22 protein-coding genes and 1 tRNA gene are annotated in these 22,416 nt (G+C 73.0%); 9 read left to right on the top strand and 14 right to left on the bottom strand.

Translation table 11 applies throughout. From position 1 onward, the window contains the following. Positions 1 to 108: 108 nt before the first annotated feature. Genes H4J02_RS05835 through H4J02_RS05825 form a run of 3 tightly spaced genes read right to left on the bottom strand, consistent with a single transcriptional unit; the run spans position 109 to position 2,491 of the window. Positions 109 to 555 (bottom strand): hypothetical protein, encoded by a 447-nt coding sequence (locus H4J02_RS05835; protein WP_187676145.1) that lies wholly within the window; start codon positions 553 to 555, stop codon positions 109 to 111. After that, complete coding sequence (locus H4J02_RS05830; protein ID WP_187676144.1) at positions 552 to 1,823, bottom strand: MraY family glycosyltransferase; 1,272 nt, start codon at positions 1,821 to 1,823, stop codon at positions 552 to 554. The genes H4J02_RS05835 and H4J02_RS05830 overlap by 4 nt, the downstream gene beginning before the upstream one ends. Beyond that, positions 1,814 to 2,491, bottom strand: a complete 678-nt coding sequence (locus H4J02_RS05825; RefSeq protein WP_187676143.1) for an L-threonylcarbamoyladenylate synthase — start codon at positions 2,489 to 2,491, stop codon at positions 1,814 to 1,816. Before H4J02_RS05825 ends, H4J02_RS05830 begins: the two co-directional genes overlap by 10 nt. A gap of 78 nt (positions 2,492 to 2,569) precedes the next feature. Between H4J02_RS05825 and H4J02_RS05820 the strand changes: the two genes are divergently transcribed. Further along, positions 2,570 to 3,190 (top strand): HAD-IA family hydrolase, encoded by a 621-nt coding sequence (locus H4J02_RS05820; RefSeq protein WP_187676142.1) that lies wholly within the window; start codon positions 2,570 to 2,572, stop codon positions 3,188 to 3,190. Positions 3,191 to 3,311: 121 nt separating this feature from the next. On the opposite strand, the gene prmC is transcribed toward H4J02_RS05820, so the two are convergent. The 10 genes from prmC to argS all read right to left on the bottom strand — a co-directional run bounded on the left by prmC (position 3,312) and on the right by argS (position 15,296). After that, complete coding sequence (gene prmC / locus H4J02_RS05815) at positions 3,312 to 4,193, bottom strand: peptide chain release factor N(5)-glutamine methyltransferase (protein ID WP_187676141.1); 882 nt, start codon at positions 4,191 to 4,193, stop codon at positions 3,312 to 3,314. Positions 4,194 to 4,200: 7 nt separating this feature from the next. Further along, on the bottom strand, positions 4,201 to 5,283 hold the full coding sequence (prfA, locus tag H4J02_RS05810) for a peptide chain release factor 1 (RefSeq protein ID WP_187676140.1): 1,083 nt from the start codon (positions 5,281 to 5,283) through the stop codon (positions 4,201 to 4,203). 1 nt (position 5,284) lies between these two features. After that, positions 5,285 to 7,387 carry a transcription termination factor Rho gene (gene rho / locus H4J02_RS05805; protein ID WP_262406239.1) on the bottom strand — a complete coding sequence of 701 codons (2,103 nt, stop codon included), beginning with the start codon at positions 7,385 to 7,387 and terminating at the stop codon, positions 5,285 to 5,287. 130 nt (positions 7,388 to 7,517) lie between these two features. Next, positions 7,518 to 8,456, bottom strand: a complete 939-nt coding sequence (gene thrB, locus H4J02_RS05800; RefSeq protein ID WP_187676138.1) for a homoserine kinase — start codon at positions 8,454 to 8,456, stop codon at positions 7,518 to 7,520. Further along, positions 8,453 to 9,541, bottom strand: coding sequence for a threonine synthase (gene thrC, locus H4J02_RS05795; RefSeq protein WP_187676137.1), 1,089 nt, complete (start codon positions 9,539 to 9,541; stop codon positions 8,453 to 8,455). The genes thrB and thrC overlap by 4 nt, the downstream gene beginning before the upstream one ends. Positions 9,542 to 9,549: 8 nt before the next feature. Continuing rightward, the gene (locus tag H4J02_RS05790) at positions 9,550 to 10,875 is read right to left on the bottom strand and encodes a homoserine dehydrogenase (RefSeq protein WP_187676136.1); all 1,326 of its coding nucleotides are present in this window, start codon (positions 10,873 to 10,875) and stop codon (positions 9,550 to 9,552) included. Positions 10,876 to 10,883: 8 nt separating this feature from the next. Beyond that, on the bottom strand, positions 10,884 to 12,317 hold the full coding sequence (gene lysA, locus H4J02_RS05785; RefSeq protein ID WP_187676135.1) for a diaminopimelate decarboxylase: 1,434 nt from the start codon (positions 12,315 to 12,317) through the stop codon (positions 10,884 to 10,886). Positions 12,318 to 12,413: 96 nt separating this feature from the next. Beyond that, a complete protein-coding gene (locus H4J02_RS05780; protein ID WP_187676134.1) occupies positions 12,414 to 12,839 on the bottom strand; it encodes a hypothetical protein in 426 nt (141 codons plus the stop codon). After that, positions 12,836 to 13,633 (bottom strand): DUF2993 domain-containing protein, encoded by a 798-nt coding sequence (locus H4J02_RS05775; protein WP_187676133.1) that lies wholly within the window; start codon positions 13,631 to 13,633, stop codon positions 12,836 to 12,838. The genes H4J02_RS05780 and H4J02_RS05775 overlap by 4 nt, the downstream gene beginning before the upstream one ends. 1 nt (position 13,634) lies before the next feature. Then, positions 13,635 to 15,296: an arginine--tRNA ligase gene (gene argS / locus H4J02_RS05770; RefSeq protein ID WP_187676132.1), complete on the bottom strand. Its 1,662-nt coding sequence runs from the start codon at positions 15,294 to 15,296 to the stop codon at positions 13,635 to 13,637. Positions 15,297 to 15,365: 69 nt separating this feature from the next. On the opposite strand from argS, the gene H4J02_RS05765 reads away from it, so the two are divergent. Further along, positions 15,366 to 15,932, top strand: coding sequence for an arginyl-tRNA synthetase (locus H4J02_RS05765; protein ID WP_187676131.1), 567 nt, complete (start codon positions 15,366 to 15,368; stop codon positions 15,930 to 15,932). 19 nt (positions 15,933 to 15,951) lie between these two features. On the opposite strand, the gene H4J02_RS05760 is transcribed toward H4J02_RS05765, so the two are convergent. After that, entirely contained in the window at positions 15,952 to 16,737 is a 786-nt protein-coding gene (locus H4J02_RS05760; protein WP_187676130.1) for a transglutaminase family protein, read from the bottom strand. Between the two features lie 70 nt (positions 16,738 to 16,807). On the opposite strand from H4J02_RS05760, the gene H4J02_RS05755 reads away from it, so the two are divergent. From H4J02_RS05755 to H4J02_RS05725, 7 genes are all read left to right on the top strand, one after another. After that, positions 16,808 to 16,880 (top strand) — tRNA-Arg (locus H4J02_RS05755). A 151-nt stretch (positions 16,881 to 17,031) separates the two neighbouring features. After that, entirely contained in the window at positions 17,032 to 18,150 is a 1,119-nt protein-coding gene (locus H4J02_RS05750; RefSeq protein ID WP_187676129.1) for a glycerate kinase, read from the top strand. A 21-nt stretch (positions 18,151 to 18,171) separates the two neighbouring features. Further along, positions 18,172 to 18,831, top strand: coding sequence for a SigE family RNA polymerase sigma factor (locus H4J02_RS05745; RefSeq protein WP_187676128.1), 660 nt, complete (start codon positions 18,172 to 18,174; stop codon positions 18,829 to 18,831). Beyond that, positions 18,815 to 19,531 (top strand): hypothetical protein, encoded by a 717-nt coding sequence (locus tag H4J02_RS05740; protein ID WP_187676127.1) that lies wholly within the window; start codon positions 18,815 to 18,817, stop codon positions 19,529 to 19,531. Before H4J02_RS05745 ends, H4J02_RS05740 begins: the two co-directional genes overlap by 17 nt. Positions 19,532 to 19,596: 65 nt before the next feature. After that, positions 19,597 to 20,385 (top strand): arginase family protein, encoded by a 789-nt coding sequence (locus tag H4J02_RS05735; RefSeq protein WP_187676126.1) that lies wholly within the window; start codon positions 19,597 to 19,599, stop codon positions 20,383 to 20,385. 154 nt (positions 20,386 to 20,539) lie between these two features. Then, positions 20,540 to 21,970, top strand: coding sequence for an NAD(P)/FAD-dependent oxidoreductase (locus tag H4J02_RS05730; protein ID WP_187676125.1), 1,431 nt, complete (start codon positions 20,540 to 20,542; stop codon positions 21,968 to 21,970). Then, positions 21,967 to 22,407 (top strand): hypothetical protein, encoded by a 441-nt coding sequence (locus H4J02_RS05725; protein ID WP_262406238.1) that lies wholly within the window; start codon positions 21,967 to 21,969, stop codon positions 22,405 to 22,407. The genes H4J02_RS05730 and H4J02_RS05725 overlap by 4 nt, the downstream gene beginning before the upstream one ends. Positions 22,408 to 22,416 lie beyond the last annotated feature (9 nt).

Here is a 22,416-nt window from a genome sequence, read left to right as displayed (position 1 = left end):
AAGGCGGAAGCTAGCAGCGCTGACTCCAGACTCGGGGCGTGCGCGCACGCGGCGATGGAATGGGGTTGATCTCAGCCTATCAGTGCTGAGGCGGTCGTCAGGACGTCCTCACTTGCCGGTTTCGTCGCCCGGCAGCTCGACGTCGACGTACGGCGTGCGCGAGCGCACGAACGAGAGGGCGTCGATCACGAGGGAGCCGAGCACGGCGACGATCACGGTGAGGAAGAACACCCAGGGGTCGAGCCACGACTGGCCTCGCAGCCAGAACATGAACACGAAGAAGACGATGAGCTTGACGAGCCACGCGCCGAGCACGACGCCGTAGAACAGCGGGCTGTTCGGGTCGTCGACCGTGAGCCGCTGGCCGAGCAGGATGCTTCCCGCCGTGAGCGCGAGGAACGCGAACGCGAGGAGCGCGCCGAGCAGGCCGCCCCACAGTCCGGGGAGACCGGCGACGAGGACGCCGATCCCGCCCGCGACGACCGCGAGGCCCGTCGCGAAGAGGGCGCCCCAGCGCAGAGAGGTCGTGAGGATGCGGTTGGGGGCGGCGCTCATGCCGTGCCTTCCTTGTCGTGCTCGTGGATCGCCTCGAGCACCTCGCGGGCGTCGTCGGCGGTGGGCGCGGGCGCGTCCTCCGCGGCGGCGTCGAGCGGGTCGAACCGGGCGAGCTCCGCATCCGTCGGCGTGCTCTGGGCGGCCGCCTCGACGGCCTTGCGTCTGCTGAGCGGGGCGAGGGTGATGAGAGTGCAGGTCACGAGACCCAGCAGGGTCGCGAGAGCCGCCCACCACGTGTCGATGAAGAGGAACAGGAGCATGCCGATCGACGCGGCGGCCGTCCACCCGTAGAGGATGAGCACGGCGTGCAGGTGCGAGTGGCCCATGTCGAGCAGGCGGTGGTGCAGGTGCTTGCGGTCGGCCGTGAACGGCGACTTGCCCGCCCGAAGGCGACGCACGACCGCGAGGCCGAAGTCGAGCAGCGGCACGATGAGGATGGCGAACGGCAGCAGCAGGGGGATGAACGCCGGCAGGAACTGCCGCGCGCTGCCGACCGTCTCCTCGAGTGCGCCGGGGTCGATCTGCCCCGTCACGGCGATCGTCGACGCCGCCATGAGGAGGCCCGTGAGGAGCGCGCCCGCGTCGCCCATGAAGAGCCGCGCGCGGTGCCAGTTGAGCGGCAGGAAGCCCAGGCACGCCCCGATGAGCACCGCCGAGATGAGCTGCGCGAGGTTGAAGTAGTCGCTCTGGCCCGTGGGCCCCGAGGAGATCACGAAGACGTAGACCGAGAAGACGCCGTTGGCGATGATCGCGACGCCCGCGACGAGGCCGTCGAGGCCGTCGATGAAGTTGATGGCGTTCATCACGAGCACGATCACGAACACCGTGATGACGAGCGACTGCCAGGGCGCGAGCTGCACGATGATGCCGGGCAGCGGGAAGGAGAGGAACTGGATGCCGCTCCACGCGAGCAGGACGGCCGCGAGCATCTGCCCCGCGAGCTTCGTGAGCCAGTCGAGGTCCCAGATGTCGTCGGCCACGCCGATGAGCACGATCATGAGCGCGCCGCCGAGGAGACCCCACACGTGGGCGGGCTGCGAGTAGACGATCGCGAGCTCGGGGATGAGCGCCCCGACCGCGAACGCGGCGACGACGCCGAGGAACATGGCCGCGCCGCCGAGACGCGGCGTCGGACGCGTGTGCACGTCGCGCTCGCGGATCTTCGGGTAGAGCCGGTAGCGGTGCGAGAGCTTCCAGATCACCATCGAGAAGGCGAAGGAGATGATCGCGGCGACGCCCGCCGTGGCGATGTAGGCGATTACGCGCATCGATCCGCCCCGACGACCCGGATGATCTCCTCGTCCGGCACGACGCCGTGGCGGACGATCCGGAGTCGCCCGTCGGGATGCTCGAGGTTGGTCGCGTCGACGATCGTCGAGCCGGTGTGCGCCGCGGCGTCGGGGTAGGACGCCCCCGCGCGCCCCGCCTCGAGGTAGACGGCGACGCTCTCGCCGAGCATCGCCTGCGCCTCCGCCGCCGTGAGGGCGGCGGGCTGTCCCGTGAGGTTGGCGCTCGAGACCGCGAGCGGCCCCGTCTCGGCGAGCAGCTCGAGCGCGACCTTGTCGGACGGCATGCGCAGCGCGACGGTGCCCCGGGTCTCCCCCAGGTCCCAGTCGAGCATCGCCCGCGCGCGCAGGATGACCGTGAGGCCGCCGGGCCAGAACTCCTCCACGAGGGCGCGCACCTCATCCGGGATCGGGTCGGCGAGCGCGTCGAGCGTCGCGACGCCCGGCACGAGCACGGGCGGCGGCGCCGTGCGGTCGCGGCCCTTCGCATCCAGGAGGCGCTGCACGGCCTCGGGCGAGAACGCGTCTGCCGCGACGCCGTAGACCGTGTCGGTGGGGATGACGACGAGCTCCCCGCGCGCGATAGCGCCGCGGGCGAGACGCATCCCTGTCATCAGCTGCTCGGGGACGCCCGTGTCGTAGATCGCCATGGCGTACCCATCCTAGGAGCGGGAAGCGGGGAGCCCGCTCCACGCCTCACCCAGGGACCGTGCGCGAGGATGGTCGGGATGACTCTCCTCTTCCTCTTCGACATGGACGACGTGCTCTACGACTACGACTGGCGCGCCCGGATGCGGGGGCTCAGCGCGCTCACGGGCCTCGAGGTCGCGGAGCTGCGGCGTCGCTGGTGGCACGAGGAGGGCGAATGGGCGGCCGAGGCCGGCGGCTTCGCCGATGGCGACACGTACCGCCTCGCGCTCGTGGAGGCGCTCGGCGTCGAGGTCACGGCGGAGCAGTGGGTCGCGAACCGCCGCTCGGCGATGACGCCGCGACCGGATGCCATCGCCGCCGTCGAGCGCGCGGCCGGGCACGGACGAGTGAGCCTGCTGACCAACAACGGCCCCCTGCTCGACGAGCACCTCGCGACGATCGCGCCGGAGATCGCCCCCATCTTCGGCGAGCATCTGCGCACGACGAGCCGCTACGGGGCGCGCAAGCCCGACCCGCGCGTCTTCGAGCGCGTGCTCGCGCACTACGGCGCGGATGCGACCGACGCGTTCTTCGTCGACGACCTGCCGGAGAACGTGGCGGCCGCGGCATCCCTCGGCATCACGACGTACCTCTACGGCACGGCCGAGGGGCTGCACGCCGCGATCGAGGGGTTCGCGGCGGAGCGCCTCGCGGCGTGACGGCGGTCTCGAGACGCGTCGCTGCGCGGCGCTCCTCGACCACCTGCGTTCACGCATCCCGATGGTCACCCCGGAAACGGGTGCGACCGCGCTCGTGCCCGTTTCCGGCACGCGCCGCGGATTATCGCGGCGCCACAGCAGTCGTGGCTCTGTCGCGGCCGAGGAGGTCGCGGTGGGTCGCGGTGGCGCGCCAGCCGTCGGCCTCGAGGAGGGCGCGCAGCTCGGCGCCCTGCAGCTCGCCGTGCTCGAGCACGAGCGCTCCCCCGGGCCGCACGAGCGCGAGGGCGCGCTGCGAGAGGGCGCGCACGACGTCGAGCCCGTCGGGACCGCCGTAGAGCGCCGCGGCGGGGTCGTGGAGCCGCACCTCGGGGTCGCGCGGGATGGCGTCGTCGGGGATGTAGGGCGGGTTCGAGACGAGCACGTCGACGGTTCCGTCGAGCTCCGGCAGCGCCTCGGCGAGGTCGGCGAAGACGAGGCGCACGTTCTCGGCGCCCACGCGGCGCACGTTCTCCTTCGCCCACACGAAGGCGCGCGGCGAGTTCTCGACGGCGACGACGGTCGCGTGCGGCACCTCGGTGCCGATCGCGAGGGCGAGCGCGCCCGATCCGGTGCCGAAGTCGACGGCGACGGGCGAGGGCGACGCGACGGCCTGGAGGGCGTCGATCGCGAGCTGGGCGACGAATTCGGTCTCGGGGCGCGGCACGAAGACTCCGGGTCCCACGGCGAGCTCGATCGAGCGGAACGGCGCGACGCCCGTGATGTGCTGCAGCGGCTCGCGCGCGGCGCGGCGCTCGACGGCCTCGAGGTACGCGACCCGCTCATCCGATCCGACGCCCGCACCCGTGACGACCTTCGCCTGGACCTGGCCGCGGCTGAGGCCGAGCACGTGCGCCAACAGGAGCTCGGCATCCGCCTCGGGCGTCGGCACGTGGGCGCCCTCGAGCACGCGCATGCCGTGCGCACGGAGCTCGGCGACCGTCTTCGGGATCATCGGCGCGGTCATCGGCGCCTCAGCCCTCGGCGCCGCCGAGCGCGGCGAGCCGGGCCTCCTCATCCATCTGGATGCAGGAGTCGATGAGGGGCTGGAGCGCGCCGTTCATGACCTGGTCGAGGTTGTACGCCTTGTAGCCCGTGCGGTGGTCGGCGATGCGGTTCTCGGGGAAGTTGTAGGTGCGGATGCGCTCCGAGCGGTCCATGGAGCGGATCTGGCTGCGGCGCGCGTCGGACGCGACCGCGGCGAGCTCCTCCTGCTGCTTCGCGAGCAGACGGGCGCGCAGCACGCGCATGCCGGCCTCGCGGTTCTGCAGCTGCGACTTCTCGTTCTGCATCGACACGACGATGCCCGTCGGCACGTGCGTGATGCGCACGGCCGAGTCGGTCGTGTTGACGCTCTGGCCGCCGGGACCCGAGGAGCGGAAGACGTCGATCTTGAGGTCGTTCGGGTCGATGTGGATCTCTTCGGGCTCGTCGACCTCGGGGAAGACGAGCACGCCCGTCGTCGAGGTGTGGATGCGACCCTGCGACTCGGTGGCCGGCACGCGCTGGACGCGGTGCACACCGCCCTCGTACTTGAGGCTCGCCCACACGCCGTCGGCGGGATCGGACGAGCTCGACTTGATCGCGACCTGCACGTCCTTGTAGCCGCCGAGGTCGGACTCGGTGCGCTCGAGCAGCTCCGTCTTCCAGCCGCGCGACTCCGCGTAGTGGAGGTACATGCGCAGGAGGTCGGCCGCGAAGAGCGCCGACTCCTCGCCGCCCTCGCCGCCCTTGATCTCCATGATGACGTCGCGGCCGTCGTCGGGGTCGCGCGGGATGAGCAGCCGCCGCAGCTTCTCCTGCGACGCCTGCACGCCCTCCTCGAGCGCGGGAACCTCCTCGGCGAACGCCTCGTCCTCGCGGGCGAGCTCGCGCGCCGCCTCGAGGTCGGACTGCGCCTGCTGCCACGCGTCGTGCGCCGCGACGATCTGGCTCAGCTCGGCGTAGCGCCGGTTGACCTTCTTCGCGCGCGCCGCATCCGCGTGGATCGCGGGATCCGCGAGCAGCTGCTGGAGCTGTTCGTGCTCGGCCAGCAGCGACTGGACCGACTCGAACACGTCAGCCCTTGTGGCCGTTGCCGTTGCCCGCGCCCCCATTGGGGAGCGACTGCTGGATCTGCACGAGGAACTCGGTGTTGGAACCGGTCTCCTTGAGCTTCGACAGCACGACCTCGAGCTGCTGCTGCAGCTCGAGCCCTGCGAGCGCGCGGCGCAGACGCCACGTGATCTTGACCTCGTCGGCCGAGAGCAGCTCCTCCTCGCGGCGGGTGCTCGACGCGTAGATGTCGACCGCCGGGAAGATGCGCTTGTCGGCGAGGGCGCGCGAGAGACGGAGCTCCATGTTGCCGGTGCCCTTGAACTCCTCGAAGATGACCTCGTCCATCTTGGAGCCGGTCTCGACGAGCGCCGTCGCGAGGATCGTCAGCGAGCCGCCGCCCTCGATGTTGCGCGCGGCGCCGAAGAAGCGCTTCGGCGGGTAGAGCGCCGACGCGTCGACCCCGCCCGACAGGATGCGACCGGATGCCGGCGACGCGAGGTTGTAGGCGCGGCCGAGGCGCGTGATCGAGTCGAGCAGCACGACGACGTCGTTGCCGAGCTCGACGAGGCGCTTGGCGCGCTCGATCGCGAGCTCCGCGACGGTCGTGTGGTCCTCGGCGGGACGGTCGAAGGTCGATGCGATGACCTCGCCCTTGACCGAGCGCTGCATGTCGGTGACCTCTTCGGGCCGCTCGTCCACGAGCACCACCATGATGTGGACCTCGGGGTTGTTGACCGCGATCGCCTTGGCGATGGCCTGCAGGATGAGCGTCTTGCCGGCCTTCGGCGGCGCGACGATGAGGCCGCGCTGGCCCTTGCCGATGGGCGCGATGAGGTCGATGATGCGCGTCGAGAGCTTCTCGGGCGTCGTCTCGAGGCGCAGGCGCTCGTTCGGGTAGATGGGCGTGAGCTTGCCAAAGTCGACGCGGTTCGCGGCCTCGTCGACGGACTGGCCGTTGATCGAGTCGATCTTCACGATCGCGTTGTACTTCTGGCGTCCGCCCTGCTGGTCGCCGTCGCGCGGCTGGCGGATGGCGCCGACGACGGCGTCGCCCTTGCGCAGGTTGTACTTCTTGACCTGGCCGAGCGAGACGTAGACGTCGCTCGGGCCGGGCAGGTAGCCGGTCGTGCGCACGAAGGCGTAGTTGTCGAGCACGTCGAGGATGCCGGCGATCGGGATGAGCACGTCGTCGTCGGAGATCTCGGGCTCGATCTCGTCGACCGCGCCGCCACCACGACGGTTGCGGTTGCGGTCGCGGTTGCGCCCGCGACGTCCCTCGCCCTGGCCCTCCTGCTGCTGGGCGGGGCCGTTCTGGCCACCCTGGCCGCTCTGGCCGTTCTGGCCCTTGCCGCCCTGACTCTGGTCCTCGCCCTCGGCGGCCTGCTGGGCGTCCTGCTGCTGACCGTTCTGACCGTTCTGGCCACCACGGCCGCCGCGGCGGTTGCGGTTGCGGCGACCCGAGGGCTGACCCTCGGTCTCGCCCTCGGACTCGGGCTGCTCGGAGGCGGGAACGAGCTTGTCGAGCTCGAGGCCCAGCTCGGCCTGCGCGGCGTGCTGCGCGGCGCTGCGGCGCTGGGCGGGCTCCGGGAGCTCGATCTGCGGGAGCGCGGCGGCGATCGCGGCGGCGTCGGCCGAGGGCACGCTCGCACGGCGCGAGCCGCGGCGGCTGCGGCCGGCGGGCTGCTCGGCGGCGGGCGCCTCCTGCGCGGCGGGAGCGTCGGCGAGGGTCTCCGCAGAGGTCTCCTCTGCGGGCGTCTCCGCGGAAGCCTCCTCGGCCGGCGCCTCGACGGCGGCCTCCTCGATCGGGGCGTCCTCCGCGGCGGCGCTCTCGGCCGGGGTCTCCTCGGCCGGGGTCTCCTCGACGGGAGTCTCCTCGACGGGAGTCTCCTCGACGGGAGCGTCCTCGCCCTCGGGCGAGGACTGCTCGGGCGCGACCTGCTCGGTCACGGCCTCGTCGGCGTCGGCGGGAAGTCCGGAGAGAGTGTCCACGAGATCTCCTTTGCGCATCTGGGATACGCCGCTGATGCCGCGGGCGGCGGCCAGAGCCTGGAGCTCGGCCAGCCGCAGTCGGCTGAGGGCGGCGCGATCTCCCGCGGGGTTCGCGGGAATGGTGGTGTCGGTCACGACTGAATCGTCCTTTCGGCCCGGGCACAGAACTTCCCGGGATGGCGGCACCGCTCGCTGCGGTTCGGGTTGCATGAGGATGCGGGAAACCGCGGTTGGCGAGTGCCGGTGGAATGCACTCCGCGCCGGTCTAAGCCGCGGCGTCGTCCGAGTGCAGCACCACTGTAGCACCCCGGAAGTCGACGGCGAGCATGAGGCACTCCCAGGTCGACTCGGCGTTTCCGGCGATGAGCTCGGCCGCCCGCAGGCGCTGCGCGGGGTCGGAGCCGAGCACGAGGATCGACGGCCCTGCGCCCGATACGACCGCCGCGAGGCCGTCGGCGCGCAGGAGCTGGATGAGCGCATCCGTCTCGGGCATCGCGCTCGCGCGGTAGCTCTGGTGCAGCTTGTCCTCGGTCGCGGCGTGCAGCAGCTCGGGGCTCTGGACGAGCGCCGCGATGAGCAGCGCCGAACGGGAGACGTTGAAGATGGCGTCCTCGTGCGGCACCGAGTCGGGCTGGAGGCTGCGTGCGAGCGCCGTCGACATCGTGCGCTCGTGCGGCACGGCGACGAGGGGGCTCACGCCGCGGTGCACGATGAGCTTCTTGTAGCGGGGGCCGTCGGGGGTGACCCACGTGATCGTGAGCCCGCCGAAGAGCGCCGGGGCGACGTTGTCGGGGTGGCCCTCCAGCTCCGTCGCGAGCGCGAGCAGGTCGTCGGCGGTGAACTCGACGACGCCCTCGAGCAGGCCCTTCGCGGCCATGATGCCCGAGACGATCGCGGCGCCCGACGAGCCCATGCCCCGACCGTGCGGGATGGCGTTGTGGGCGACGAGGTCGAGGCCGGGGAGCTCCTGGCCGACCGACGCGAAGGTGTGGGCGATCGCACGTACGACGAGGTTCGACTCGTCGGTCGGCACCTCCCCCTCGCCGACGCCGATGACGCGGACGGTCGCACCCGGCTGCTCACGCGCGGTCACCTGCAGCTCGTCGTAGACGGCGAGCGCCATGCCGAGCGTGTCGAAGCCCGGACCGAGGTTCGCGGTCGTCGCGGGGACCCGGACCGTGACGGAGCGGCCGACGAGGCTCATGCAGACGCCGAGCTCGAGGCGAGGCCCAGCACCTGGGCGATCTCGGCGACGTCGACGGAGACGCTCGTGGGCTGCACGTCCGAGCCGTCGGCGGCCTTGAGGGCCCACTGCGGGTCCTTGAGGCCGTGGCCCGTGACCGTGAGCACGACGGTGGCGCCCTGCGGGATGACCCCAGCCTCGGCACGGTCGAGCAGGCCGGCGACCGACGCGGCCGACGCGGGCTCGACGAACACGCCGACCTCGCTCGACAGGATGCGGTGCGCCTCGAGGATCTTCGCGTCGCTGATCGCGCCGAAGTAGCCGTCGGTCTCGTCGCGCGCCGTGAGGGCGAGCTCCCACGAGGCGGGGTTGCCGATGCGGATGGCGCTCGCGATCGTGTCGGGGTCGCGCACGATCTCGCCGCGCACGATGGGCGCCGAGCCCTCGGCCTGGAAGCCGAACATCCGCGGGCGCTTCGTCGTGACGCCGCGGTCGGCCTCCTCCTTGTAGCCCCGCGAGTAGGCGGTGTAGTTGCCCGCGTTGCCGACCGGGATGAAGTGGAAGTCGGGCGCGTCGCCCAGCACCTCGACGACCTCGAACGCGGCGGTCTTCTGGCCCTCGATGCGGTCGTTGTTGACCGAGTTCACGAGGTGCACGGGGTAGTTCGCCGCGAGATCGCGCGCGATGTCGAGGCAGTCGTCGAAGTTGCCGCGCACCTGGAGGAGCTCGGCGCCGTGGGCGATCGCCTGCGCGAGCTTGCCCATCGCGATCTTGCCCTCGGGCACGAGCACGGCGGCCGTGATGCCCGCGTGGGTCGCGTAGGCGGCGGCGGACGCCGAGGTGTTCCCGGTCGACGCGCAGATGATGGCCTTCGCGCCGTGCTCGACGGCCTTCGAGACGGCCATCGTCATGCCGCGGTCCTTGAAGGAGCCCGTCGGGTTCATGCCCTCGAACTTGACCCACACCTTCGCGCCCGTGCGCGCGGAGAGCGCCGGGGCGGGGATGAGGGGCGTGCCGCCCTCGCCGAGCGTGATGATCGGCGTCGCATCCGTCACGTCGAGACGATCCGCGTATTCGCGCAGCACGCCGCGCCACTGGTGAGCCATTGTCTTCCTTACAGTCCCTCGACCCGGAGCACGCTCTCGACCCGCTCGACCACGGGGCTGCCGGCGAGATCGGCGACCGTCGCGGCGAGCGCGGCCTCGGTCGCCTGGTGCGTGCCGATGACCAGCGTAGCGCCGGGCGTATGCCCGTCCGGACCGGGCTCCCCGCCGACGGTCTGCTGGACGGCCTCGACGGAGACGCCGTGCTCGGCGAACAGCGTCGCGATCTGCGCGAGCACGCCGGGCAGGTCGACGACCGCGAGGGTGATCTGGTAGCGCGTCGAGACGCGGCTGATGGGCAGGATCGGCAGGTCGGCGTGGGTCGACTCCGCGACGCCCGGGCCACCGACGACGTGGCGGCGCGCGGCCGACACGAGGTCGCCGAGCACGGCAGACGCGGTCTGGACACCGCCCGCGCCCGCACCGTAGAACATGAGCGGGCCCGCGGCCTCCGCCTCGACGAAGACGGCGTTGTTGGCGCCGTGCACCGCGGCGAGCGGATGCGTCGCGGGGATGAGCGCGGGGTGCACGCGCGCGCTCACGCCGTCCTCCCCCGTCTCCGGGTCGACGAGGCGCTCGCACACCGCGAGCAGCTTGACGACGAAGCCGCCCTTCTTCGCCGAGAGCACCTGGTCGTGCGTGATCGACGTGATGCCCTCGCGGTGCACCGACTCGAGCGGAACGGTCGTGTGGAACGCGAGGCTCGAGAGGATCGCGGCCTTCTGCGCGGCGTCGTAGCCCTCGATGTCGGCCGTCGGGTCGGCCTCGGCGTAGCCGAGCTCCGTCGCGATCGCGAGCGCCTGCTCGAGGGTGTCGCCCTCGCGGTCCATGCGGTCGAGGATGTAGTTCGTCGTGCCGTTGACGATGCCGAGGATGCGGTTGACGCGGTCGCCCGCGAGGCTGTCGCGCAGGGGGCGGATGATGGGGATCGCGCCGCCGACGGCCGCCTCGTAGTAGAGCTGCGCTCCGACCTGCTCCGCGATCGCGAAGAGCTCGGGGCCGTGGGTCGCGAGGAGCGCCTTGTTGGCCGTGATGACGTCGGCGCCCGAGGTGAGGGCGAGCTCGAGGTATTCGCGCGCGGGCTCGAGGCCGCCCATGACCTCGATGACGATGTCGGCGCCGAGGATGAGCGAGCGCGCATCCGTCGTCAGCAGCTCGCGCGGCAGCTCCGCCGTGCGGGGGGCGTCGAGGTCGCGCACGGCGATCCCGACGAGCTCGAGCCCGGCGCCGACGCGCCCGGCGAGCTCCTCCTTGTGCGTGAGCAGCAGCGAGGCCACCTGCGCGCCGACGGATCCGGCGCCGAGGACGGCGATTCTCAGGTTTCGGTACTCGATCATGTCGTGGTTCAGTGTTCCCGGTCGAGGATGGTGTCGATGTCGATCTCCTCGGCGCCCGAGGAGTAGCCGGAGTCGCGCCGCAGGAGGTCGTGTGCGTTCTCGCGACGGATGAGCACGCGACTCCCCCCGTCACGGACGGCCACGACCGCGGGGCGTCCGAGGTAGTTGTAGTTGCTCGAGAGCGACCAGCAATAGGCGCCCGTCGCGGCGACCGCGAGCAGGTCGCCCGGGCGCACGTCGCCCGGGAGGTACTCGTCGCGCACGACGATGTCGCCCGACTCGCAGTGCTTGCCGGCGACGCGCACGAGGGCCGGGTCGGCATCCGTCACGCGGTTCGCGAGGCGGGCCGTGTAGTCGGCGTGGTACAGCGCCGTGCGGAGGTTGTCGCTCATGCCGCCGTCGACGCTCACGTAGCGGCGTACGGCGGCACCCTCGACGAGCACGTCCTTGATGGTTCCGACCTCGTAGAGCGTGATGCCCGCGGGGCCGATGATGGCGCGGCCGGGCTCGATCGCGATCGCGGGGACGGGGATGCCGAGGCGCGCGCACTCGGAGCCGATGACCTCCGCGAAGTCGGCCGCGATCGTCTCGATGGGCGCCACCTCGTCGGCGCTCGTGTAGGCGATGCCGAACCCGCCGCCGATGTTGAGCTCGGGCACCTCGCCGCCTTCGAGGAGCGTCGCGTGCAGCTCGAGCAGGCGCCGGGCCGCCTCGAGGAACCCGCCCGACTCGAAGATCTGCGAGCCGATGTGCGAGTGCAGGCCGAGGAAGCGCAGGCTGGAGTGCGAGCGGATGCGCGCCACGGCATCCGCGGCATCGGCGAGCGGGATGCCGAACTTCTGGTCCTCACGGGCGGTCGCGAGGTACTCGTGGGTGGAGGCGTGCACGCCGCTGTTGATGCGCAGGCGCACGTTCTGCCGACGCCCGTGACGCTCGGCCGCCTGGGCGACGCGCTCGATCTCGGCGAGGCTGTCGATGACGATCGTGCCGAGGCCGATCTCGACGGCGTGGTCGATCTCGGCGAGGCTCTTGTTGTTGCCGTGGAAGCCGAGCCGGCGCGGGTCGAGGTCGGCGGCCTCCGCGACCGCGAGCTCTCCCCCGCTGCACACGTCGAGGCTCAGCCCCTCCTCGGCCATCCAGCGCGCGACCTCGATCGAGAGGAAGGCCTTGCCGGCGTAGTAGACGGTCGTGCGCACGCCGAGGGGAGCGAACGCTGCGGCGAAGGCGTCGCGGATGCGGGCAGCGCGCGCGCGGACGTCGGTCTCGTCGATGACGTAGAGCGGCGTGCCGTATGCGGCGTGGAGGGCGGGGGCGCTCACGCCGCCGATGACGAGCGCACCGGAGGCGGCGCGGCCGGCGGATGCGGGCCACACGCGCGGATCGAGCGCGTTCGCGTCGTCGGGATGGGCGAGCCGCTCGGGGGCGAGAGGGCTGGCGGTCATGCGAACCTCACGGGGACGTCGGAACGAAGAGTGAGGCGAGCGAACCCGGCTTGGTCCCTGAAGCCGTGACGAGTCTAGCCGAGGCGGAGGGGGCGCTCAGGACGCCCGCCGCCAGAGGCCGCGCACGAGGAGGGGGTAGCCGCATCCTGCCGCGACCGCGATCACGAGGGCGACGGAGAGCCCGAGCGTCGCGGACGCCGGGTAGAAGACGACGGGTGAGATGAACGCACCGACGACTGCGCCGATGGCCGCTGCGATCATGTCGGCGCGGCGCGAGCGCCGGAGGCCGGCGAGGGCGATCGCGGCGACGGCGAGCAGGAACGGGGGAACCGCCATCCCGAGGCCGATCGCGAGCACGGCCGGCAGAAGCGAGGCGAAGAGCTCGCCGTCGCCCTTCGCCGCGCCCACGCCGAGCAGGGCGAGCACGAGCGCGAGCAGCACGCCGCCGAGCGCCGAGACCCAGGCGAGGCGCGCCGCGATGCTCCGGAGCCGCGGCGCGACGGGGGCGTCGGGTGCGCTCACGCGCACACGCCCTTGGCGCTGAAGCCCTCGCCGCCGATCGCCGCGCCCGACGCGTCGAGCGTCGCGACGAGGTGGGAGCCGTCGATCTCGAGCTTCTCGAGCACGAGCGCCGCGGGCAGGGCGTCGGCGATGCAGATGCGGCGCGCCTGCAGGAGCGCGTCGGCAAGGCCGCCGAAGAGCGGGTCGGCACGCAGCTGCTCCGCGGTGAGGGTCGAGTCGCCGATGCGGATGCTCGTGGGGTCGAACGCGAGCTCGCCGTCGACCGCCGACGGCGTGAGCCCGAGGCCGAGGGAGAAGGAGGAGCCGAAGACGCTGGTGCTGCCGGACGCGACGACCTCGCCGCCCTCGATCGCGACGCGCTCGACCGTCACGCCCGCGAGCTCCGGCGAGACGGCGACGAGCGCCTCCTCGGGTACGGCGTAGCGCACCTCAATGTCCCGCGTGGGCGCCGCGGTGTCGAATGGCACCCCCTGTGCGACGATCTCGAGGTCGCCCGTGAGCGCGCCGAGCGCGAGACCCGGCACGTCGACGTCGACGCGCTCGAGACCGCCCGAGAGCGCCTGCACGAACATGGGGCCGCCCCCGATCGACGCGCGCACCTCGGTGCCCGGGGGCACCTCGAGCGACGAGCGCACCTGGTCGGCGATCGCGTTCTCGGCGAGGCTGCGGGCCAGGACGTCGAGCGCGACGCCCGCCGCGACGATGAGCGCGCCCACGACGAGGAGCACCCACGGCCACACCCGACGGCGCCGAGGCGGGAGCTCCGGCGAGGCGAGGGGCGCGGTCGACGTCACGTCACATCCGCTCGGGGGCGCTCACGCCGAGGAGGGCGAGGCCGTTGCGCAGCACCTGGCCCGTCGCGTCGTTGAGGGTCAGGCGGGCGCGGTGCACGGCCTCGACGGGCTCGTCGCCGAGCGGGATGACGCGGCACGAGCCGTACCAACGGTGGTACGACCCCGCGAGCTCCTCGAGGTAGCGCGCGACGCGGTGCGGCTCGCGCAGCTCGACGGCCTGCAGCGTGATGCGCGGGAACTCGGCGAGCGCGCCGAGCAGCTCGCTCTCGGTCTCGTGCTCGAGGAGCGACGGGTCGAAGCCGTCGCGCGTGACGCCCGCGCCCTCCGCGTTGCGTGCGACGGCGCGCGTGCGGGAGTGGGCGTACTGCACGTAGAAGACGGGGTTGTCGTTCGTCTTCTTCGCCAGCAGGTCGAGGTCGATGTCGATGTTGGAGTCGATCGAGCTGCGCACGAGGGCGTAGCGCGCGGCGTCGACGCCGACCGCGTCGACGAGGTCCTCCATCGTGACGACCGTGCCCGCGCGCTTCGACATCCGCAGCGGCTCGCCGTCCTTCAGGAGGTTGACGAGCTGGCCGATGAGGATCTCGTGGTTGACGTAGGGCACGTCGCCGAACGCGGCCGTCATGGCCATGAGGCGCTTGACGTAGCCGTGGTGGTCGGCGCCGAGCATGATGAGGCAGCGGTCGAAGCCGCGCTCGCGCTTGTCGAGGTAGTACGCGAGGTCGCCCGAGATGTAGGCCGCCTCGCCGTCGGACTTGATGACGACGCGGTCCTTGTCGTCGCCGAACTCGGTCGTGCGCAGCCACGTCGCGCCGTCCGCCTCGTAGATGTGGCCGAGCTCGCGGAGCCGCGCGACGGCGCGGTCGACGGCTCCCGACTCGTGCAGCGAGTTCTCGTGGAAGTAGACGTCGAAGTCGACGCCGAAGTCGTGCAGGCTCGCCTTGATCTCGCCGAACATCTGGGCGACGCCGAGCTCGCGGAAGACCTCCTGCTGCTCCTCGCGCGGGAGGGCGTCGAGGTCGCCCGGGTAGTCCTGCTCGACGCGCGCGGCGATGTCGAGGATGTACGCGCCGCCGTAGCCGTCCTCGGGCGCCGGCTCGCCGCGGTGCGCGGCGACGAGGCTGCGCGCGAAGCGGTCGATCTGGGCGCCGTGATCGTTGAAGTAGTACTCGCGCGTGACGAGGCCGCCCTGCGCCTCCATGAGGCGGGCGAGGCTGTCGCCGACGGCCGCCCAGCGGGTGCCGCCGATGTGGATGGGGCCCGTCGGGTTGGCGGAGACGAACTCGAGGTTGATGCGCACGCCGTCGTAGAGCGTGCCGCGGCCGTACTGCTCACCCTGCTCGAGGATGCGCGCCGCGAGCAGGCCCGCGGCCGCCGCGTCGAGCGTGATGTTGAGGAAGCCGGGCCCGGCGACCTCGGCGCCCGCGATGCCGTCGACCTCGGCGAGGGATGCGGCGAGCTGCTCCGCGAGTTCGCGCGGGGCGATGCCGAGGCGCTTGCCGAGCTTGAGGGCCGCGTTCGAGGCCCAGTCGCCGTGGTCGCGGTTGCGGGGGCGCTCGAGCGCGACGTCCTCGGGGGCGATCTGATCCGGGTCGGTGCCTCGCTCGGCGGCCGCCCGGCGTACGTGATCGAGCAGGACGGCGGCGAGTTCGGCGGGATTCACGAGGTTCGATCCTAGTCGTCCCGCCCGTCGCTCCCCCGTGAGCGGTCGAGCAGCGGCGATGATGGGCCCATGCGCCGTCCCCTGCAGCTCGTGTCGTCCGCATCCGTCCTCGTCCTCGCGGGGGCCCTGCTCGCCGCGTGCACGACGCCCGAGCCCGAGCCCGCTCCGACCTCGAGCACCTCACCGAGCGCGAGCGAGACCCCCGAGCCGTCGCCCGAGCCGTCGGAGACGCCGAGCTCGCGCCCGGTCGACATCCGCTGCGACGAGCTCGTGACGCCGCAGGCGATGTACGACTTCAACCCGAACTTCTCGCTGATCGACTCCTGGTCGCCCTCCGCCGGCTCGGCGGCGGGGCAGGCGGTGGCCGCCGACGGCGTCGCCTGCCGCTGGCAGAACGACACGAGCGGCGACACGATCGACGTCTCGGTGGCGTCGTTCGACGAGGCGGGCATCGCCGAGAAACAGGCGGATGCCGCATCCGGCACGAGCGCGCCCTACGGCTGGTTCCGGATGGCGGACGGCGCGGGTGAGGCGATCGCCTTCGACGGCTCGTACTGGCTCGTGGTGCGTTCGGTGTGGTTCACCGACCCGGGCGACGCGACACCGCTCGTCGACGCGGCGCTCTCGGCGCTCTGACGCCGCGGGCGCCCGGACGTCAGCGGAGCTCGACCGGCTCGTCGGGGTCGTCGTCGAGTTCGCGGTCGGCGCGTGCGTCGATCGACATCGCGAGCAGCTCGACGTCGGCGAGCGTGTTGGTCTCGAACGCGGTGTCGGCGGCGTCGCGGCCCGTCGCGATCCGCACGAGGCCCGCGCGCGGGGCGAGCCGTGTCGCGTCGACGACGACCCAGCGGCCCCCGACGAGCACCTCGACGACCGCGTGCAGGTCCATGGGCTCGAGCTGCGGTGCGTACACCGACACGAGGCGCGCGGGGTGGTCGAGAGCGCGCAGGATGGCCGCGGTCACGTGCGCGAAGTCGCGGCAGACGCCTGCGCCCGCCTCGAGCGTCTCGGCGGCCCCGCCCGCCGGCGAGGTCGCGGAGGCGTCGTAGCGCAGATGGTCGTGCACCCACTCCCCCACGGCGCGCGCGAGCGGCCAGCCCTCGAGCCCCGGGAAGGTGTCGCGGGCGAAGGTCACGAGGGCGTCCGACGGCACGTAGCGGCTCGGGCGCAGGTAGACGACAGCGTCGAGGGGGTCGACGGATGCCGGAGCGGCGCGGCCCGTGACGGTCGCCGTGTAGTCGACCTGCAGGATGCCGTCGGCGGCCGTCTCGAAGAGGTCGAGGCGCGTGCCGTGCGCGTCGGCGAGCGGTCGGGTCGTGACGGGCTCGCCGTCGAGCGACACGCGGAGCGTCTCGACCGTCGTCGGCACCCCCTCGGCGACCGCGAGCGCGAGCGCGAAGGCGGTCGGATCGCCGACCCGGAGGGTCAGACTCGAACGCACCTCGCGCCGGAGCGTCACGGGCGTCTGACGGCGGAGGGGGCGGACGGCATGCTGATAGCCTAAGTGCCGCGCCCTCGTAGCTCAGTGGATAGAGCGCTTCCCTCCGGAGGAAGAAGTCGCACGTTCGAATCGTGTCGAGGGCACGATGTAGAGAAGGCCCCGCTGCAAGCGGGGCCTTCTCTACATCTAGGCAGCCGCTACACCGGGGTCCCCGCCGCCGGTTCCGGCGCGCGGCGCAGCCGCGTGACGGCCGTGCCGGTGGGGCGCGAGGGCACGACCGGCCACACTGTTCTCATGCGCGTCGTCCTCGCCCCCGACTCCTTCACTGGTTCGTGCTCGGCACGCGACGCCGCGCTCGTGATCGCGCGCGGCTGGCGATCGGTGCGCCCCGGCGACGAGCTGCTCGTGCTGCCGCAGGCCGACGGCGGCGTCGGCACGCTCGACGTCGTCGCGGAGGCGGTGCCGGATGCCGTGCTGCACGACGCGGGCGAGGTGACGGGCGCGGACGGTCGCCCCGCGCCCGGTCGCTGGCTCGCGCTGCCCGACGGGCGCGCGCTCGTCGAGCTCGCCGACTGCGTCGGGCTCTGGCGCATGGAGCGCCCCGACCCGCTCGGCGCCTCGACGCGCGGCCTCGGCGCACTGCTCGGGCGCGTGCTCGACGCGGGCGCGACGCGCATCGTGATCGGTCTCGGGGGCTCCGGCTCGACCGAAGGCGGCACGGGAGCACTGGCGGCGCTCGGCGCGCGGTTCCTCGACGCCGAGGGGCGCGAACTCCCGGACGGCGGCACCGCGCTCGCTCGTCTCGACAGCATCGACCTGTCCGCGCTGCGCACTCCCCCGGCCGAGATCGAGCTGTGGTGCGACGTCGAGGCGCCGCTCACCGGTCGACGCGGGGCGGCATCCGTCTTCGGGCCGCAGAAGGGTGCGACGCCCGACGACGTTCGCGTGCTCGACGCGGCGCTCGCGCGGCTCGCGAGCGTGCTCGGCGGCGATCCCGACGCACCGGGTGCGGGGGCTGCCGGGGGCACCGCCTACGGACTCGTGTCGGCGTGGGGTGCGCGCGTCGCATCCGGGTCCGCGGCCGTCTCGGCGCTCACGGGGCTCGACGCCGCGATCCCCACCGCCGATCTCGTGGTGACGGGTGAGGGACGCGTCGATGCCGCCACCGCGACGGGCAAGGTCGCGGGCGCCATCATGCGCCGCGCCGACGATGCCGGCGTGCCCGTCGCGATCGTCGCGGGCTCGATCGACGTGGGGGTGGCATCCGCTCGTGCTGCCGTGTCGCTCACGGAGCTCGCGGGCTCCGCCGACGCGGCCATGACGGATGCCCCGCGCTGGCTCGAGCGCGCCGGCGCCGAGCTCGCGGAGCGCCTCGCTCCCGGGGGCAACGTTTCGCGCGTACCGTCCGTCTGAGTAGGTAGGAGGGAGGACGCCGTGAGCGAAGCCCAGTGGGAGCGTGTCGTGACGCAGCTCGTCGCCGAGCGTGGCGACGCCCTCCTGCGCTACGCGACCCTGCTGACGGGCAGCGCCGACGACGCGGCCGACCTCGTGCAGGACGCGCTCGTGCGCACCTTCGGGCGGCTGCGCAACGGGTTCACGGTCGCGAGCGCGGAGTCGTACGTGCGCCGGGCGATCCTCAACGCATCCGTCGACCGCGGGCGCCGCGTGACCCGCTGGCGCAAGGTCGCCCCGACCCAGTACGAGCCCGACGAGCTGCCGTCGTCCGACGCCGCGACCGACCTGCGCATCGACGTGCACGGCGAGCTGCAGAAGCTCAGCCCGCGCGAGCGCGCGTGCCTCGTGCTGCGCTACTACGACGACCTCAAGGTCGACGACATCGCCGAGACCCTCGGCATCAGCTCGGGGGCCGTCAAGCGCTACCTGAGCGACGGGCTCGCGAAGATGGCGATCGCCCTCGCCGACGACGGCACCGCGGCCGACCGGCTCGGGCCCGGCGGGGCGCGACCCGGCACGGGCACGACTCCGTTGCGCACGCCGTCGCTGCGGCGCGACACCGCGGGTGCCGGTCCAGCCGCACCCGCCGCGTCCGCCGCACCCGACGCGAAGGAGGGCGATCGTGCCCACCGAATCTGAGCTGCGCGCCCTGCTGCACGGAGAGGGCGGCGACGGGAGCCGCCTCGACGCGGACCGCATCATCCGCCTGGCACGTGCGCGTCGTCGGCCGAAGCGCGTCGCCATCGGGGCTCTCAGCGGGCTCGCGGCGGCCGCGGTCGTCGTGCCGGTCGCCGTCGGGGTCGGCGTCGGCGTGCCGCAGGAGATGAGCGCGATGGACGACAGCGGCGGCGCCGCGCTCGCCCCCGAGACGGCGAAGGAGTGGGAGGCGGACGGCGAGGCCGGCGCGCTCTCGACCTCCGTCGAGGTGCCCTGCGGAGCCGCGATGTCGTCCGCCGACTCCCCCGTGCTCGCGCTCGTGCCGACCTCGGTCACGGCGGATGCGGCCGGCCTGCTCGGCGCGGAGCTCGCGATCGACGCGGCGTCGGTGCAGGAGGTCCCCGCCGAACTCCAGGTGCGCGGGCTCGTGCTCGTGCGCGACGGCGTCGTGTCGGGCTACGGCACCTCGGATGCCGTGGGCGGCACGTACGCGGTGCCCGCCGGCGCCGACGCGGTGCCCGTGAGCTTCGTGCTGCGCGGGTGCGACGTCGCCGAGCCCGAGCGCGCGGTCGACCTCCCCGCGGGCGTGTACGAGGTCGTCGCACAGGGTTCGCTCGCGTCGCGGGACGGCAGCACGTGGGTCGCCGTCGACGGGATCGTGGGCGAGCTCACGGTCGGGTGACCTGGCGCGGCGCGGAATAGGATGCCGAACATCGCGCGAGCGTCGCGCGAGAGACCGGAGCGCGCATGACCTTCGTCGTCGTCCCGCAGTGGCAGGGTTCCCCCTCGAGCCGCGCGATGCGCCTCGCCGAGGGCGCGCACGCCATCCGCTCCGACCTCCCGGCATCCTCGACGCGCGACGTCGAGGTGCCGCTCGAGGCGGGCGACGAGCAGGGCACGGGAGTCGCGCGGTTCGGCTCGCTGCAGATCGTGCGCGAGCGGCTCGCCGAGACCCTGCGTGCGCTCCCGGATGCCGCGGTCGTCATCGGCGGCGACTGCGGCGTCTCGGCGGCCGCGGTCGCGCACGTCGCCGGGCCCGATCTCGCCGTCGTGTGGTTCGACGCGCACCCCGATCTCAACACCCCGTCGACGTCGCCCTCGGGCGCGTTCGGCGGCATGGTGCTCGCATCGATCATCGAGGACGGTGCGGTCGACCCCGCCCGCGTGATCGTCGCGGGCGCTCGCGAGTGGGACGCCGCCGAGGAGGACTTCGCGGCCGAGAAGGGCATCGCATCCGTCGACGTGGCGGGCCTCGCGGATGCCGCGGCGTTCGCGGATGCCGTGGCCGCGACGGGTGCGACACGCGTCTACGTGCACATCGACCTCGACGTGCTCGACCCCGCCGAGTTCGACGGGCTGCTCGAGCCCATCCCCTTCGGGGTGTCGGCCGCGCAGCTCGCCGCCGCCGTCAAGGCGCTCGTCGCCCGTCTGCCGCTCGCGGGAGCGACGATCGCGTCGTTCGCACCCGAGTCGGCCGACCGCGCGGTCGACGACGCGCCCACCATCCTGCGGCTCATCGCGGCGCTACGCGGCTGACGCGCCGACCACGGGTGGGTCATCCGACGGCTGGTTTCGACACGCGGCCTCCGGCCGCTACTCAACTGGCGAGTCAGGCGATTGCGCGAACACCGCTGGTCGAGGAGCGCGACGTGCCTCGACCGCCCGCGGGCGCGAGGCATACGCTCGGGGGATGAGCGCGCGCGAGGTCGACGTCGTCGTGATCGGTGCCGGAGCGGTGGGCGAGAACGTCGCCGACCGAACGGTGCAGGGCGGGCTGAGCACCGTGCTCGTCGAGGCCGAGCTCGTGGGCGGCGAATGCTCGTACTGGGCGTGCATGCCGTCGAAGGCGCTCCTGCGGGCGGGGGCCGCCATCCGCGCCGCACGCGCCGTCGCGGGAGCGGCCGAGGCGGTGACGGGCGAGGTCGATCCGCGCGCCGTGTTCCGCCGCCGCGACCGCATCACGCACGACCGCGACGACAGCTCGCAGGTCGAGTGGGTCGACGGCGCCGGCATCGAGCTCATCCGCGGTCACGCACGCTTCGCCGGGCCCCGCCGCATGACCGTCACGGCATCCGACGGCACCGTCACCGAGCTCGTGGCCCGTCACGCCGTCGCCGTGTGCACAGGATCCGTGCCCGTGCTGCCCGACGTGCCGGGCCTCGCCGAGCTCGATCCGTGGACCTCGCGCGACGCGACCGCGGCATCCGAGGTGCCCGACACGCTCGCGGTGCTCGGCGGCGGCGTCGTCGGCTGCGAGCTCGCCACCGCCTACGCGAGTCTCGGGAGCCGCGTCACGCTCATCGCCCGCCACGGGCTCCTCGGCGGCGAGGAGCCGTTCGCGGGCGAGCTCGTGCGCGACGGGCTCGAGGCGCAGGGCGTGCGCGTGCTGACCGACACGGATGTCGTGGAGGCCCACCGGGCGGAGAAGAACGCCGTGCTGACGCTCGGCGACGGCTCGCGCGTGCTCGCCGAACGCGTGCTCGTCGCGACGGGCCGCGTCGGGCGCACCCACGATCTCGGGCTCGAAGAGCTCGGTCTCGAGGCCGGTACGGCGATCGAGGTCGACGACACGATGCGCGTTCCCGGCCACGACTGGCTCTACGCTGTCGGCGACGTCAACGGCCGCGCGAAGCTCACCCACCAGGGCAAGTACCAGGCGCGCGCCGCGGGCGACGCGATCGCCGCACGCGCCGCGGGCCGAGCCGTCGGCGACGCCCCGTGGGGCGCGCACGTCGCGACCGCCGATCATCGCGCGGTGCCGCAGGTGACCTTCACCGACCCGGAGGTCGCATCCGTCGGTCTCACGGCCGCCGCCGCCGAGAAGGCGGGCCTGCGCACGCGCGTGCTCGACTACGACCTCTCGTGGATCGCGGGCGCGACCGTCTACGCCGACGACTACCGCGGACAGGCACGCGCCGTCGTCGACCTCGACCGCGGCGTGCTCGTCGGGGCCACCTTCGTGGGTCCGGATGTGGGTGAGCTGCTGCAGGCGGCGACAATCGCGATCGTCGGCGAGGTGCCGCTCGACCGCCTCTGGCACGCCGTGCCCGCCTACCCGACCGTGAGCGAGGTCTGGCTGCGCTGGCTCGAGGCGCTCGGCCGCCCCGGGGCCGGCACGTGATCGCACCCGTGCGCCCCGAGCATCCGAATCGGATGGAGCGGGCCGCGGCCTCGCTCGTGCGCGGCGTCGTGCGCGTGCCCGGGATGCGGCGCGTGCTGCTGTCGCGCGTCGTCGCCCTCCCCGGCTATTGGTTCGCGACGGGCTGCGCCTTCGTGTGGGGCACGGTCCTGTTCGGGCGGCACCGACGTAGCCACGGACTGCATGTCATCTACCGACTCCCCCGCTGGTCGTTCGGCCGCGGCGGCACGACGATCGGCGCGATCTACCTCACGCGCGAGAACCTGACCGACAGCGTGCTCGAGCACGAGGCCGTGCATCGCGCGCAATGGCGGCGCTACGGGCTCAGCATGCCCGTTCTCTACCTCGCAGCGGGGCGCGTCGCGCGCACCAACCGCTTCGAGGTCGAGGCGGGGCTCGAGAAGGGCGGCTACGCCTGACCCGACGCG

This window comes from Protaetiibacter sp. SSC-01 (assembly GCF_014483895.1).
In the GTDB taxonomy this organism is placed as follows: domain Bacteria; phylum Actinomycetota; class Actinomycetes; order Actinomycetales; family Microbacteriaceae; genus Homoserinibacter.
Note: the sequence above shows the minus strand (reverse complement) of the source record. Positions and strands in the feature narration are given on the sequence as shown.